Source organism: Pseudomonas sp. LPH60, from assembly GCF_030718165.1.
Taxonomy (GTDB): domain Bacteria; phylum Pseudomonadota; class Gammaproteobacteria; order Pseudomonadales; family Pseudomonadaceae; genus Aquipseudomonas; species Aquipseudomonas danubii.
The window spans coordinates 202257-216396 of sequence record NZ_JAVAJH010000003.1; the positions used below are offsets into that span (position 1 = coordinate 202257).

Annotated in this window: 13 protein-coding genes; 2 read left to right on the plus strand and 11 right to left on the minus strand. The window is 64.2% G+C overall.

Going from position 1 to position 14140, the window contains the following annotated elements:
• Positions 1-23: 23 nt before the first annotated feature.
• Positions 24-806: an aldolase gene (locus Q8O96_RS11295; protein WP_102878683.1), complete on the plus strand. Its 783-nt coding sequence runs from the start codon at positions 24-26 to the stop codon at positions 804-806.
• 31 nt (positions 807-837) lie between these two features.
• Positions 838-1725 carry a dihydrodipicolinate synthase family protein gene (locus tag Q8O96_RS11300; protein ID WP_305948804.1) on the plus strand — a complete coding sequence of 296 codons (888 nt, stop codon included), beginning with the start codon at positions 838-840 and terminating at the stop codon, positions 1723-1725.
• 69 nt (positions 1726-1794) lie between these two features.
• On the opposite strand, the gene Q8O96_RS11305 is transcribed toward Q8O96_RS11300, so the two are convergent.
• The 11 genes from Q8O96_RS11305 to Q8O96_RS11355 all read right to left on the minus strand — a co-directional run bounded on the left by Q8O96_RS11305 (position 1795) and on the right by Q8O96_RS11355 (position 14011).
• Complete coding sequence (locus Q8O96_RS11305; RefSeq protein ID WP_305948805.1) at positions 1795-2328, minus strand: hypothetical protein; 534 nt, start codon at positions 2326-2328, stop codon at positions 1795-1797.
• A complete protein-coding gene (locus Q8O96_RS11310) occupies positions 2328-2972 on the minus strand; it encodes a hypothetical protein (protein WP_207167201.1) in 645 nt (214 codons plus the stop codon). The genes Q8O96_RS11305 and Q8O96_RS11310 overlap by 1 nt, the downstream gene beginning before the upstream one ends.
• A 262-nt stretch (positions 2973-3234) precedes the next feature.
• Entirely contained in the window at positions 3235-3573 is a 339-nt protein-coding gene (locus Q8O96_RS11315; RefSeq protein ID WP_102861551.1) for a YegP family protein, read from the minus strand.
• A gap of 63 nt (positions 3574-3636) precedes the next feature.
• Complete coding sequence (locus Q8O96_RS11320; RefSeq protein ID WP_207167994.1) at positions 3637-4968, minus strand: LLM class flavin-dependent oxidoreductase; 1332 nt, start codon at positions 4966-4968, stop codon at positions 3637-3639.
• A gap of 13 nt (positions 4969-4981) precedes the next feature.
• Positions 4982-6409 (minus strand): MFS transporter, encoded by a 1428-nt coding sequence (locus Q8O96_RS11325; RefSeq protein WP_305948806.1) that lies wholly within the window; start codon positions 6407-6409, stop codon positions 4982-4984.
• A 130-nt stretch (positions 6410-6539) separates the two neighbouring features.
• On the minus strand, positions 6540-7289 hold the full coding sequence (locus Q8O96_RS11330) for a tRNA-dependent cyclodipeptide synthase (RefSeq protein WP_060837942.1): 750 nt from the start codon (positions 7287-7289) through the stop codon (positions 6540-6542).
• A 4-nt stretch (positions 7290-7293) separates the two neighbouring features.
• Entirely contained in the window at positions 7294-8070 is a 777-nt protein-coding gene (locus Q8O96_RS11335; RefSeq protein WP_115581770.1) for a 2OG-Fe(II) oxygenase, read from the minus strand.
• A gap of 293 nt (positions 8071-8363) precedes the next feature.
• On the minus strand, positions 8364-9350 hold the full coding sequence (locus tag Q8O96_RS11340) for an aliphatic sulfonate ABC transporter substrate-binding protein (RefSeq protein ID WP_305948807.1): 987 nt from the start codon (positions 9348-9350) through the stop codon (positions 8364-8366).
• Between the two features lie 3 nt (positions 9351-9353).
• Entirely contained in the window at positions 9354-11822 is a 2469-nt protein-coding gene (locus tag Q8O96_RS11345) for a TonB-dependent siderophore receptor (RefSeq protein WP_115581769.1), read from the minus strand.
• Between the two features lie 25 nt (positions 11823-11847).
• Entirely contained in the window at positions 11848-12345 is a 498-nt protein-coding gene (locus Q8O96_RS11350; protein ID WP_115581768.1) for a RidA family protein, read from the minus strand.
• An 88-nt stretch (positions 12346-12433) separates the two neighbouring features.
• The gene (locus tag Q8O96_RS11355) at positions 12434-14011 is read right to left on the minus strand and encodes an FAD-dependent oxidoreductase (RefSeq protein ID WP_305948808.1); all 1578 of its coding nucleotides are present in this window, start codon (positions 14009-14011) and stop codon (positions 12434-12436) included.
• Between the last annotated feature and the right edge of the window lie 129 nt (positions 14012-14140).

Sequence of the window (14140 nt, forward strand, 5' to 3'; positions counted from 1 at the left end):
GCACCCTCACCAAGGACCCCGATATGGCCAAGACATTAGCACTGCCCAAGGACCAACTGATCAAGCAAGCCCTGACCCAGATGCAAAACACCCTGGCGGATAATACGTGGACCGACCGGCAAAAGCTGGCCCTGACCTGCCGCATTCTGTTCGAGAACGGTCACGACTCGGGCCTCGCCGGGCAGATCACCGCCCGCGGTCCGCAGCCCGGCACCTACTACACCCAGCAACTGGGCCTGGGTTTCGATGAAATCAGCGCCAGCAACCTGCTGCTGGTCAACGAAGACCTGGAAGTCCTGGAAGGCCACGGCATGCCCAACCCGGCCAACCGCTTCCACAGCTGGGTGTACCGCGCCCGGCCAGACGTGAACTGCATCATCCACACCCACCCGACCCACGTTGCCGCGCTGTCGATGCTCGAAGTGCCGCTGGAGGTGTCGCACATGGACCTCTGCCCGCTGTACGAGGACTGCGCCTTTCTCGAAGCCTGGCCCGGGGTGCCGGTGGGCAACGAAGAAGGCGAAATCATCTCCGCGGCCCTGGGCGACAAGCGCGCGATCCTGCTTTCCCACCACGGTCAGCTGTCCACCGGGGCCAGCATCGAGGAAGCCTGCGTCATCGCCCAACTGATCGAGCGCGCAGCCAAGCTGCAACTGCTGGCCATGGCCGCCGGCACCATCAAGCCGATCCTCCCGGAGCTGGGTCGTGAAGCCCACGACTGGATCTCCAAGCCCAAGCGCCACGGCGCCGCCTTCAACTATTACGCTCGGCAAAACCTGAAAAAACACGCCGACTGCCTGAACTGATCCACCCCCTATGCCTTGCAGGAGTTGCACCATGCCTACCACCAAGATCCACGGCATCATCGGCTACACCGTCACCCCCTTCGGCCCTAACGGCGAAGGCCTGGACCTGGATGCCCTCGGGCACTCCATCGACCGCATGATCGACGCCGGCGTCCACGCCATCGCGCCCCTGGGCAGCACCGGCGAAGGCGCCTACCTCAGCGACGCGGAATGGGACCAGGTCGCCGAGTTCAGCATCCGCCACGTGGCCAAGCGCGTGCCGACCATCGTCAGCGTCTCCGACCTGACCACCGCCAAGGCCATCCGCCGCGCGCGCTTTGCCGAAGCCCGGGGCGCCGACGTGGTGATGGTGCTGCCCACCTCCTACTGGAAACTCAGCGAAGCCGAGATCCTCACCCACTACCAGGCCATCGGCGCCAGCATCGGCGTGCCGATCATGCTCTACAACAACCCGGCCACCAGCGGCACCGACATGTCGGTGGAGCTGATCCTGAAGATTTTCCACAGCGTGGAGAACGTCACCCTGGTCAAGGAAAGCACCGGCGACATCCAGCGCATGCACAAGCTGCACCTGCTGGGCGAAGGCCAGGTGCCGTTCTACAACGGCTGCAACCCGCTGGCCCTGGAAGCCTTCGCCGCGGGTGCCAGCGGCTGGTGCACGGCGGCGGCGAACCTGATCCCGCAGCTCAATCTCAACCTCTACCAGGCGCTGCTGGACAACGACCTGCAGCGCGGCCGGGAGCTGTTCTACCGCCAGCTGCCGCTGCTGGATTTCATCCTCAAGGGCGGCTTGCCGGCCACGGTCAAGGCCGGGCTGGAACTGGCCGGGCTGAACGCCGGCGAGCCGCGCCGGCCGGTGTTTGCCCTGAACGAGGGCGCACGCCAACAGTTGCAGAGGCTGCTGCATACCCTGGCTTGAAACCCTGAGCAAAAAGCCCGGGCGGCTGACACCGTCCGGGCTTTGCCATGGGCCGCGTTCACGCGTGGCTCAGTGGCTGTTCTGCGCCACCGGGGCCTGGGCCTTGAACTGCGGGTCCTGCAGCATCTGCGCGATGAAGTCGTCGGTGATGCGCTGCACATGCTGGTATTGGCTGCCATCAGGATTGGCCCAACCGCGCCAGGAACGGGTCTGATTGCTGACCCGATACTTGGCCAGCGGCTGGTCGCCACGGCTGACATGGAACATCACCTGGCTGTCCCAGGTGACCCGGCCCGGCACGATGAAAAAGGTCATCGCACTGAGCAGCCCCATGGGAATGTTCTGCCAGCCAAAGTAATCACTGTTGGCCATCACGATCACGTTGTAGCCATCGGCACTGAACCCCGGCTGCACCTGCTCGAAGGTGCCACGACGACGCAGGTCGTCACGGATCAGGCCGGCAGGGATGGCTCCCATCACACTGACGCTGATCGCTGGCAACCGCTGCTGATAATCCACCTCGGCCGACTTGAGACTATGGCTGGTCTGGCAACCGCCAAGTCCCAGCATCAGCACCAGCAACAACCACAACCGACTGCGCATTACAGATCCCCCGATAGCATGGCTTTGAGCATTGACGCCTTGGGTCCCTGCTCCTTGACGATCAGCGACGTGACGTCTTCCATCTTCTCTAGATCGACCCGCTGCAGGCTCGGCACCTGCGGGTACTTGGCCCGTACCAGGGCGGCGTCGCGCTCCAGATGGTCACTGTGCAGAAACACGCACTTGGCCCCCGTCGCCGACAGGCAGCCGGCGCGGAAATCACCGACGTAATAGGCCTTGCCGGCTTCCAGTTCCAGGGGGATGGAGAAGTCTTCGCGGCTCCAGGCGGTGGCGTTGCCGCGGTCAAAGTGCAGGTTGTAGATCTCGTAGCGCCCGGGCTTGAGCGGCATCACGAACAGGCTGCCGATGCCGTGCCAGGTCTCGCGCACATCCCGTGGCGTGCGGCCGTAGATCTGGTTGTACAAGCGTGCCGAGGCGAAGCCCTCACCGCCTCGTGGGCGAATCAGCAGCATCTGTTCGTTGGCGGTGTGCACCGCCTTCGGCCAGATGCCCACCACGCCCACCACATAGGCCACCCCCGACTGCGAGTCGGGGCGCATGCTCTCGGCGATTTTCGTGGAAGACAGGCTGTAGCAACCGCTCAGCGCCAGCAGCGCGGCGAGTAATACGAGAGGGCGAATCATGAGGTCGCAGATCCCTTGGACAATGATCGATAACGTCAACCCATGCGCCAGGCCTGCCGAGCGCCCGTTGACGGGCGCGGAGGATAAAACAAGTGATGGCATTTCGCCAGAATTCAGTCGCCAATCGGCTGGCGCCCGTCAGGGGCTCGAACCCAAGCCCGCCGCCATCGCGGGCGACCCGCTGCCACAGGGCCGATGGCGCTGCAGCAAGGCCGCCTGGCCCCTGATCGGACCAAGCGGCAAAGACCTTGTCGAACCGGGTTCAGGCGCCCGTCAGGTCCTTGATGTTGTGGCTCGGACCGTTGGCCTTGACGCTGGCGATGCCCTTGTCCCGGGCCGCCTCCGATGAATAGGCTTCACTGCTGCCGATGATCTGGTGATTGGCCGCCTTCAGCGTGAAATAGGGCTGGCCGTCCTTGGTGCTCTTGCGCTCGTAGCGCTCCTCCAGGGGACTGTTGGCCTGCACCGAGGCAATGCCGTTCTCCGCGGCCGCGCGAGTGGTGTATTGCTCGCTGGTGAGAATGGTCTCGGCGTTGGCCGCCTTGAGCACGAAACGAAATTGACCGTTGCTGCTTTTCTTCAACTCATACCATCCGGACATGCTGTTGTTCCTTGCGTTGATTGATGGGCGTTGCGGCTTGAAAGTAAAGACTCTTTGCGCGATTCAGCCATTGCCCCGATGACTGAAAAATCGGTTTTCCACTCGCGCAAGCCCCAGGTGTTCGCGCAGGGTGCGCCCCGTGTAACGCTGGCGAAACAGGCCCCGGCGTTGCAGCTCCGGGGTGATCAATTGCACAAAGTCGTCGATGGCCCCCGGCAGGTGGGTGAACAGCACATTGAAGCCATCGGCGGCGTACTCCTCGTACCAGGTCGCCAGTTCATCGACGATCTGCCCTGGCGTCCCCACCAGTACCTTGTGCCCGCTGGCGGACAGGCTGCGCAGCAGCTGCGCCAGCGTTGGCCGCTCCCGACGCACGAGATCCACCACCAGTTGCCGGCGGCTCTTGTGCCGTTCGGTGGGGGCCGCGTCCGCCAACAGCGGTACTGGGGCATCCAGGGGCAGTGTCGACAGGTCGATGCCCAGGTCCAGCAAGTAGGACAGCGCCCTGAGCTGGGCCTCCGGGTCCTGCAGCTCCTGCAACTGCTGATACTTCTCCTCGGCCTCGTTGAGGGTCCGGCCAACCGTGGGCGCAATCCCCGGGAAGATCTTCAACTGCCCGGCATGGCGACCGTAATGGGGAAGTCGTTCCTTGAGCCTGGCGTAGAAATCCTTGGCCTGTTGCAGGTCGGTCTGGGCGGTGAACACCAGCTCGGCACAGCGGGCCGCCAGCTCACAGCCCGGGCCCGAAGACCCGGCCTGGGCGATCACCGGCCAGCCCTGCAGCGGACGCGGCGCATTCAACGGTCCCTGCACCTGGAAGTGCCGGCCACGGTGCTCCAGCAGGTGCATCCTGTGCGGCTGCAACCACTGGCCGCTGGCCTTGTCCCGGGGGAAGGCGTCATCGGCCCAGCTGTCCCACAGGCCGCTGACCACCGCGAAAAACTCCTCGGCCCGGGCATAACGTTCGGCATGGCTGGGGGGCTCGGGGTGATTGAAGTTCTCCCCGCCGATCAGCCCCGTCACCAGGTTCCAGCCGGCCCGGCCCTCGCTCAAGTGATCGAGCGAGGCAAACTTGCGTGCCAGGTTGTAGGGCTCGTTGTAGGTGGTGCTGGCGGTGGCGATCAGGCCGATGTGCCGGGTCACCACCGCCAGGGCCGGCAGCAGGGTCAGCGGGTCCCAGCGCAGGCTGTGGGAACTGCGAGCCAGCACCCGCGGATCGAGATCCCCCACGGCCACGTTATCGTTGAGAAACAGCGCGTCGAAACAGCCCCGCTCCAGGGTCTGGGCGTAGTGTCGGTAGCGCTGGAAATTCAACGAGGCATCGGCATCCGCCCGGGGATGGCGCCAACTGCCGCCGTGGGCCCCGGAGCCGGAGAGAAAGGCCCCCAGCCCCATCTGCCCGCCGCGCTCAGCCACGGCTGGCGCCCTCCTCGGCCGCCGCCACCGGACTCGGCGCGGCGCGCAGCAACAGGCTGACCGCAGTCCAGACCAGCAGCGTCGCCAATGCCAAGAACAGCATCACCCCGCGATAACCGTTGAGAAAGGCGCCCTGGGCATCGTCCAGCGGCGTCGCGGAAAAGTAGTGGAACAAGCCCACCCCCACCGCCAGCCCCACGCCACCGCCGACGTTGTGCAGGGTCATCAGCGAACCCATGGCCACCGAGCCCACTGCCTGGGGCACCGAGGAAATCCCCAGCACCGTCGACGGCCCGAGAATGCTGGCCCAACCCAGGCCCATGATGACGAAGGCGCCCAGCAGATACGCCAGCGAGGTCTGGCGGTCGAACCCGGCCTGCAACAGCGCCGACAGCACGAACAGCAGCAGCCCGGTCTTGATCAACAGCGCCGGCCCCTTGCGGTCCACCAGCCGTCCCACCAGCGGCGACAGCAACGCCACCCCCAAGGTGGTGGGCAGTAACAGCAGGCCGCTGGCCTGCACCGACTCGCCACGGATCTGCGCCAGGTACAGCGGCATGACGAAGAACGCCACGCAGTAGAACAGCGCCAGGCCGAAACTGGCCGCGACCCCGGCGACAAAGCGCCGGTTGGCGAACAGCTTGAGGTCGATGATCGGCGCCGCCACCCGTTTCTCCACCGCCAGGAACGCCACCAGAGCCAGCAGCGCCAAGGCGATCAGGCTCAGGGTCAGGCGTGAACCCCAGCCCCAGGCCCCGCCCTGGACGATCACCAGCACCAGGCTCGGCAAGCTGATCAGCAACAGCAAGGCGCCCCAGCCATCCAGCCGCGCACCGGCCTCGGCCGAGCGCGATTCCTTCACGCTGACACTGCAGATGCCCAGACTCAGCAGCACGAAAGGCACGTTGATCAGGAAGATCCACTGCCAGCCAAAACCACTGGTGATCAGCCCGCCCAGCACCGGCCCGACAGCCAGCCCCACGCCGTTGACCCCAAACAGCACGCCAAAGGCCTTGCCCTGTTCGGCGCTGTCGAAGGTACTGGAGACAATCGCCCCGGAGGCGGTGTAGAGCACCGCGCAGGCCAGCCCCTGGATCACCCGGGCGCCGATCAGGGTGTCGATCTGCGTCGCCAGTCCGGCCGCCAGGGACGCCAGGCCGAACACGCTCAGGCCGATGAACAGCACCCGCTTGCGTCCATGCAGGTCGGCCAGGCGCCCCACCAGCACCATGAAACTCGACAGCGTCAGGATGAAGCCGTTGATCACCCACTGCAGGCTGTCCACCGAAGCCCCGAGATCGGCCTGCAGCGCCGGTAGCGCGGTGTTGACGATGGTGAAATCCACACAGCCGAGAAAACTGGCGATGCTCACACCGAGCAATGCCCACCACTTGCGTTGCTGTTGCGCAAAAACGCTCATGGAAACTCCTTGTCAGTCAAAAAAAACCGCTCTGCAGGCGCCCGCTTGCCGGCGAACAGGCCCTTGAGTCCTGCATCGCTGGCCAGGGCGCTTTCGCTGGCAAGCCAGCTCCTGCATTGATCGCGGCGGGTCAGATGGCGATGGCGCCGCTGGTCCAGTTGGGGTGGATGGCGCCGGGCAAGGTGAACGGAATCGGAATCCCGCGCTTCTTGAACTTCAGCGGCAGCCAGCGCACCCGGTCCGGGCTGTGGGGTTCGATCAACAGCTCGCGGCTGGTGGCCATGGCGCTGGTCATCTGCTGCGGGTAGAGCACGTAGTGGTAACCCTCGTCGGCCCACAGCGGCAGGATGATCGGGATTTCCTCAAGGATGTATTCCCGGCACTGGGCCGCCGCCCGTTCGATGTCCGCCTGTTCATCCCGCAGGCGCAGGCGCTCGGTGAACACGTTGATGGTGCTGTCGATGGCCTGGCGCAATTCCTCGCGCTGCTGATAGATCTGGTCCAGTTGCTGGCGCAACTCGGCGTAACGGTCGCTGGCCAGTTCCTGGTTCCAGCGGGTGATGTGGTACGGCACCCGCAGGCCATCGAGGATGCTCTGGTTGCGCGCCAGCCAGGCATCGCCGTCGCGGATCGACGCCGACAGCGCCTCGCCGGGGGATTTGCCGTGCTTGTTGTGGCGTTGCAGGGTGTCGGCCACCACCACCTTGACGTGGCTGAAGCCGGACTGGTTGATCAGGTGGATGGTGGACCGCAGCTTCTGGTCCTCGTGATATTCCTGGCCGACGCTGACCGCCAGGACCACGCGCTTGCCGTCGAATTCGTGCTCCTCGCCGCCCTTGTTGAAGTAGGCCTTGAGGTTGATTTCCTGCACCTTGCTCATGAGTTCAGCTCCAGTAGGCCAAAGGCTGGTGTTCGCCGTAGTAACCGATAAAGACCCCGAGGGTGACCCGGGTGCTGCTGGCCGAAGGGCGTACCGCGTGGATCAGCCGTGGGTTGAGCAGGATCAGGTCGCCGGGCTCGGGCTTGACCACGAAGTCCGGCGGCGGCAGCAGGTGGCGCTCGATGCCGTAGGCCCGTTCGCCCTTGAGGCGGTTGTACTCCTCCTCGTCCGGCTCGATGCCCCAGATCTCCAGCTCTCCGCCGTCCTCGGGGATTTCCAGGTAAATGTTGGTGGACAGTTGGGTCAGCAGTGGCGGGCTGTGGCCCTCCGGCGCGTTGCGTTCGAGCTTGTCGGTGTGGGGCGTGAGATCGACCCCCGAACCCTGGAAGCGGGCGATGCCGACAAAGCACTTCTGCCCGTCCACCTGCAGCAGGTGCGCGCCCTGGGGCCAGACCTCATCCAGCAAAAGGCGCAGCTCGTCGATGGGCGAGGCCAGGGGCCGGAACAGGTTGCGGATCTTGCGGATGTTGGGCAGGGCCAGGGCGTGGTATTCGGCCCGGCTCTGCTCGTCCTGAATCTCGATATAGGCCTTGCCGACGCGGACGAACTCCTGCTGCTGGCTGAAAGCGCTGCGCAGCTCCTGCTGGTACAGATGATCCCGCGCCACCTGCAAGGTGTCCGGCGGACAGAAACCTTTGAGTTGGACGCCATAAGAGCGTTTTTCAACGACATCGAGGATATGCCGCGCTTCAAGTTTATCGGCCGTAGTGACTGTGAACATGCAAGCTCCCTTAATTCCCTGGAAGTAGCGACGAAGTTATGGTTTTGCAGAAGGTAATAATTTGTTTCAAGACCACCTTAGGCAGTTACGAAAGCCTTGTGAAATATCCTTTACCTCTAATCTCCAAACTTAAAAATGTATCGAAAAACAGGCAAATAGCGGCCGTTATCGGCACTTTCACAAGTACCGACAGAGGATTATTAAATTCGCTGATAGTTAACTTAAAAGAAGGACATCATTGTTTTTTATTTATTCAACACCTCCCGAGCTTAATTAATAAAAGTGCCATCACTTCATTCAACTTCATTGAATGAAGCATCCATGTAAGCCGCCGCATCGAACGACTGGTGGATGATGCCTTCTTCACGGTACAGATCGGCGGTGTGCTGCACCTCCTCGACCACGGCCGGGCCCACGGCGATGCGCCGGGGCAGCGAGTAGCGATTGGAGCGTTCATGTACCTCCAACGGCAGGCCGCTGTAACCGGCCTGGATCTTTGAAAACTCGCGCTGGTGCTGGTTGGCCCAGGCATAGGCACGGTCCAGGCGCCGGAGGAAATCAGCGATCTGCCGTGGTTTTTCACGAATCGCCTGGTCATTGGCCACCAGCAGCATGTGCCCGGCAAACAGCCCCTCGCCACTGACCAGGACCCGGGTTCCACCTTCCATCTGCACCATGCTGGTATAGGGGTCCCAGGTCGACCAGGCATCGGCCTGACCGTTGCTCAGCAAACTGCGGGACTCGGCCGGCTGGAGAAAGATGAACTGCGCATCCGCGCCGTGCAGGCCCACCGAACGCAGCGCCGCCAGGGCCAGGAAATGGCCGATGGAACCGCGAGTGGTGGTGATGCGCCGGCCCTTGAGGTCGGCGGCATCCCGTAGCGGCGAGTCATCCTTGACCACAATCGCCACCGCCGTGGGCGTGACCTTGAGCTTGATCACCCCCACGGTCTTGATCGGCGCCCCGGCGGCCGCGGCGAACACGAACGGCGCATCCCCCAAGCTGCCGATGTCCACTGCCCCCGCGGCCAGGGCCTCGGCGGTGGGGGCGGCAGCGGCAAAGGAGGCGAACTCGATGGGGTATGGCACCTGCTCCAGTTCGCCAGCGGCCTGCAGCAGGATCTTCAGCGACTGCTTCTGGCTGGACACCCACAGCGCCGGCTGCGCCAGGGCATGGCTGGCGAACAGAAGCAGCGCCAGGATCGCCAGCCGCCGTCTGCTGCGCAGCCGATCGCAGCCTGCGGCAGCGGCTACAGGGTGCTCGTTCGCCTGCTTGATCATCGATCAGAACGCCAGGCTGACGCGGCTGTAGTAATAGCCACCGCCCAGGCCATAAGGCGAGAACATCCCGTATTCATAAGTCCCCGCCCAGGCCTTGAGGCCGATCTTGTCCGGGTACACGTCGAACAGGTTGTTGGCCCCCACAGCCACGGTGAGGTTCTGGGTCACGTCGTAGGCCACGTCCAGGTCGGTGATCCACTTGGCGCTGTAGGTGCGGTCGTTGGCCGGGATGTTCGAGCCTTCGGTGTACTCGCCAAAGCGGGTCAGCTGCAGGTTGGTGGTCCAGTCGCCGACCTTGTAGTTGGTGGAGAGGATCCACTTGTCCTTGGGTGTGGATTTAGTCAGGTCGATCTGCTGCTGGCGGTCGAACAGCACATAGCCGGCCCCCAGGCGTGATAGCGCCGCCGGGGTGTCCGCCAGGTCGCGGATGGTGGTCTTGTTGTGGTTGTAGGCGACGCTCCACTTGGCCGTGCCGTACTCGCCGAACGACTGGCTGTAGTCCGCCACCAGGTCGACGCCCTTGGTCCGGGTGTCGGCGGCGTTGGTGTAGTACTGCCCGGCGAGGTTCGGCGACAGGCCGTTCTCCACCAGGATCTGCGACACCGCCGGGCCCTTGAGGATGCCGGTCTGGAGGATGCGCTTGTCGATGTCGATCAGGTAGAAGTCAGCGGTCAGGCGCAGCCGTTCGGTAGGCTCGGCGGTGAAGCCCAGGCTGTAGTTGCGCGAGGTTTCCGGCTCCAGATCCTTGGCCCCCAGGGCGATGGCTTCCGGCGAGTTGGGGCGCATCTGCTTGGTGCGCACCGAGCTGGTGGTGCCGCCCGCGCCGAACTGGGTCACGGTGCTGGTGGTGGAGAACACGCTCTGGGCCAGGGACGGCGCGCGGAAGCCGTTGCTTACCGCCGCCCGCACCGCGTAGCCGGGGAGGAACTCGTAGCGCGTGGTCAGCTTGCCGCTGGTGGTATCGCCCACGCCGAGGTTGTACTTTTCATAGCGCGCCGCCGCGCCGACGTACCAGTTGGGGGTGATGTTCAGGCCGAAATCCACATAGGCGGCTTCACTGTGGCGCTTGAGGCTGTAAGCGTCTTCCGGCGTGGTGCCATTGACCGAAAACAGCCCCGGGTCCGGCACCACGCCGGCAAAGGGACCGGTGGCCGGGACGTAGCTGCCCTGGTTGTAGGAGTTGGGTTCGCCCTCCTCCAGCGCGTATTTCTCCCAGCGGTATTCCACGCCGAAGGAGGTTTCCAGCGGGCTGCTCCAGCCGATGTCCAGGGCCCGGGAGAAGTCCAGGTTGTTGGTCCACTGGTCAAACACCAGATTGCCCAGGTGGAAGTCGTGCTGGCCGTAAGGACCGTTGGAAATGTTCAGGTTGTTGGCGGTATCCAGTACTCCGCGATCCTTGCCATAGGTGCTGGACAGGTCCCAGTCCCAGCCGCCCAGCAGGCCCTTGGCCCCGCCGGCGACCTGGAAGTCGGTCTCGCGGATCTCCCGCCGCGCCTGGCCGCCATTGGGATATGGCGCGTTGGGTACTCCCGCCAGGCTGGTGATGTCGGTGGGCTTGCGATGGCCCAGGTTCTTGTTGCTGTTGCGGTAGCTCAGGGTCGAGAACGAATACAGCTTGAGGTCGTCGGCCAGAGGCAGCTCGGCGTTGTAGGCCAGGCTGGTGGTGCGGTCGCGACCCAGGCCGTATTCGGTGCCCCAGCCCTGGCGATTGCTTTCTCGCGGGTCCGGCGAGCCGTCGGGCTGATTGAAGTACAGCTGGCCGCTGGCGGCGCTGGAACGCTCGTAGGGTTCCTGAAGCTTGGCGTCCCAGGACAGGTTGATGAAGCCGCCGTCCTCCCCCAGCTTGTTGCCCCAGTTGAAGGCCTCGTGGCCGGTGGTGCCATCGCCGTCGTAGTACTGGCCCAGGGTGGTGTCCGAGGTCAGGCCCTCGGCGTTGCGCTTGAGGATGATGTTGATCACCCCGGCGATGGCGTCGGAGCCGTATTGCGCGGCGGCGCCGTCGCGCAGCACTTCGATGCGTTCGATGGCGGCCGTGGGAATCAGGTCCAGGTCCACCGGCACCGAGGCGTTGCCGACTCGGGCCCCGTTGTTGATCAGCGCCGAGTTGTGCCGACGCTTGCCGTTGATCAGCACCAGCACCTGATCACCGCCCAGGCCGCGCATGCTCACCCCACGCACCAGGAACGCCGTGCCACCGCCGTTGATGGTGGGCACGTTGAACGACGGCAAGAGGCGCCCGAGCATTTCTTTCAGGCCGTTCTGGCCGATGCTGCGCAGCTGTTCGCTGTCGATCACATCGATCGGCGCCGGGCTGTTGGTGACGGTACGTTGCTGGCTGCCGCGCACGCCGGTGACCACTACGGTGCCGAGGGTTTCATCGGCGGCCAGCAGCTCCACCGGGGTTGCCAGGCTCAGCAGGCCAAGGCTCAGGGGCGCGGCGCCGCGAACGATTTTATGCAAGGAAATACTCATGACTTCAGATCCTTTGACAGGCGCCTCAGCGCGCTCGGGCGGCGACGGTTTCGACTTCGATCAAGGCGCCGGGCAGTACCAGCCCCGCCACTTGCACCGTGGTCCGGGCCGGTTTGAGCGGCTGTTTCTCGGTGCCGAAGAACTCGCGAAAGGCCACTTGCAGGCCGTCGAAATCCAGCTTGCCGCCCAGGGCCGGGTCGCCCACCAGGTAGATCCGCAGTTGCACCACATCCCCCAGGGTCAAGCCCTGGCTAGCGAGAATGGTTTCCACCTTGCGCAGCACCACCCGGGCCTGGGCCTCAGTGTTACCGGCAGCGTGGATCTGTTCCTTGGGCGCCTTGGGGTCCACCGGGTCCGGCAGCAGGCCGGAGAGGTAGGTCAGCTCGCTGTTGGCGGGCAAGGTCACCGATTGCAGGATCGGTGAATGGGGATAGGTGGACGGCACGCGCTGGATTCCCGCAGCCCAGCTGCTGCTGGCGGCGCACAACAGGCCCAGCCCTACGACGGTGTTTTTCAAAGACATGCAAAGACGCTCCAAGGTTGTGTTTGCCAGCCTCGGAGGTCCGCTACCCGGCAATGGGTGACTGCTGTTTTATGAGTGCTCGGCTTTTTCAGGCCGTTTGCTGTAGCGACGAGCCTTGCGCCCGTTGAAAAAGTTGCCGTACCACGCGCCGCGCGGCACCGGCAGCGGCTTCCTGCCAGATGCCCACGCCGCTATGGGCCAGGCCGTCGCTGGTCAGGTAGACCCGCCCCTGGGGCTGGTTGAGCAGGCTGTAGTCCGGCTCGGCCACTTCATGACTGATCCAGGGGCCGAAGTTGTAGGGGATCTTGCCCCAGGCAATCACCAGCGGCTTGCGCAGTTCATGGCTGTGGCCGGGGTGCAGCAGCTCCACCGCCTGACGGGAAATCTCGATCTGTTGGGCCAGGGTTTTCTCCCCGAACTTGCGCGCGGTTTCACCGTTGTTGTACGCCGCCACCAGCACCCCCTCGGCCTGGTTGAACCCGCCGCTGGGGTACCACAGCCCGGAGGCTTCCTGATTGATGAACGACAGCCCGCCGTAGATCTGATACTGGCTTTCCCAGAAGCGCCGCGACTGCCAGGCCACCTTGTTGGCGTAGCCGAACTGCACCGCAGCAATAGCCTCGCGTACCGGTGCGCTGAAGTTGTTCTGCACCTTGGCCAACAGCGGCAGGGGCAAGGAACTGATCACGTAGTCGGCCTTCAGGCTCTGGGTGCGGCCGCTGCGGCGATCCAGGTAGACCACCTCGACACCGTCGGCCCGGTTGGTGATGGCGCGCACCTCGCTGTGCAGCCGCAACTGCCCTTGCAAGCGTCGGGCAAAGGCCTGGGGAATGCGGTCCATGCCACCCACGGGCTGGAACATGGTGGGCGAGAATTCCGGGTATTCATCGATCATCAGCGCCGTGGTCAGCGCCGGGTTGAGCAGAGTCTGCAACGGCAGCGGATCGTTCTTCTGCGCCAATTGGTCACCGGCGCCGGGCCAGACCTTGTAGCCGGAGCGGGCCGATCCCAGGTATTCCAGCTTGTCCGAGAGATCGCCCCAGGTTTTCAGGAAACTCAGCAGGTTGCCGCGATCAGCCACCGTCAACTCCTGGTCCAGGGCATGCCGATTGACCGCCTTGGCCAGCAACTCGGAAAAATGCCCGCGGCTGTCATTGACCGCCTGGCGGATCTGCAGGGCCGGCTGGTTCAGGTCCGGACGCACCAGGGCATTACGGCTGGTGTTGACCAGCACTTCCAGCTCCACCCCCAGCTCGCGGCAGTAGCCGAGCATCAGTTGATGGTGACTGGGCAAGCGACCGGCCCCGGCATTCAGATAGAACCCGTCGTCGAACTCGGCGACCTGCACACTGCCGTCGCTGTACTCCACCCGATCGCCGCGGCGCACGGTCCAGTTGCGCCCGCCGACCCGGTCCCGGGCTTCCAGCAGCGTCACCTTGAACCCGGCCTTGTTCAGTTCATAGGCACTGACCAGGCCACCGATCCCGGCGCCGATCACCACCACCGAAGCGCCCTTGCCCACGGCGGCTGTGGGCAGCGACGCATAGTTCTCCTCGAAGGCCTCGGCGTTGCCCGGCCCGCCGAACAGGCCCATGACCGCACTCGCCGCCTGGACCCCGCCGACAGCGGCGATACGGGCGATCAATTGTCTTCTGGTCAGTGGCATGCCAGCGCTCCCTGCTGCGAATGGATAGTGCGTTCGGTTATAGCCCGTGGACTTATGCAGTCACTTGGGTCTATGGGAAGCCATCCTAGGGGCGCTCATTTAATAAGAGAAATACATTTTAAGCATATG

Excerpts from the sequence above, each read along its gene's own strand:
- Q8O96_RS11350 (WP_115581768.1), bottom strand. The coding sequence starts at position 12,345 with ATGTCTTTGAAAAACACCGTCGTAGGGCTGGGCCTGTTGTGCGCCGCC.
- Q8O96_RS11310 (WP_207167201.1), bottom strand. The coding sequence starts at position 2,972 with ATGATTCGCCCTCTCGTATTACTCGCCGCGCTGCTGGCGCTGAGCGGT.
- Q8O96_RS11320 (WP_207167994.1), bottom strand. The coding sequence starts at position 4,968 with ATGGGGCTGGGGGCCTTTCTCTCCGGCTCCGGGGCCCACGGCGGCAGT.
- Q8O96_RS11325 (WP_305948806.1), bottom strand. The coding sequence starts at position 6,409 with ATGAGCGTTTTTGCGCAACAGCAACGCAAGTGGTGGGCATTGCTCGGT.
- Q8O96_RS11300 (WP_305948804.1), top strand. The coding sequence starts at position 838 with ATGCCTACCACCAAGATCCACGGCATCATCGGCTACACCGTCACCCCC.
- Q8O96_RS11340 (WP_305948807.1), bottom strand. The coding sequence starts at position 9,350 with ATGATCAAGCAGGCGAACGAGCACCCTGTAGCCGCTGCCGCAGGCTGC.
- Q8O96_RS11355 (WP_305948808.1), bottom strand. The coding sequence starts at position 14,011 with ATGCCACTGACCAGAAGACAATTGATCGCCCGTATCGCCGCTGTCGGC.
- Q8O96_RS11305 (WP_305948805.1), bottom strand. The coding sequence starts at position 2,328 with ATGCGCAGTCGGTTGTGGTTGTTGCTGGTGCTGATGCTGGGACTTGGC.
- Q8O96_RS11335 (WP_115581770.1), bottom strand. The coding sequence starts at position 8,070 with ATGTTCACAGTCACTACGGCCGATAAACTTGAAGCGCGGCATATCCTC.
- Q8O96_RS11295 (WP_102878683.1), top strand. The coding sequence starts at position 24 with ATGGCCAAGACATTAGCACTGCCCAAGGACCAACTGATCAAGCAAGCC.
- Q8O96_RS11315 (WP_102861551.1), bottom strand. The coding sequence starts at position 3,573 with ATGTCCGGATGGTATGAGTTGAAGAAAAGCAGCAACGGTCAATTTCGT.
- Q8O96_RS11330 (WP_060837942.1), bottom strand. The coding sequence starts at position 7,289 with ATGAGCAAGGTGCAGGAAATCAACCTCAAGGCCTACTTCAACAAGGGC.
- Q8O96_RS11345 (WP_115581769.1), bottom strand. The coding sequence starts at position 11,822 with ATGAGTATTTCCTTGCATAAAATCGTTCGCGGCGCCGCGCCCCTGAGC.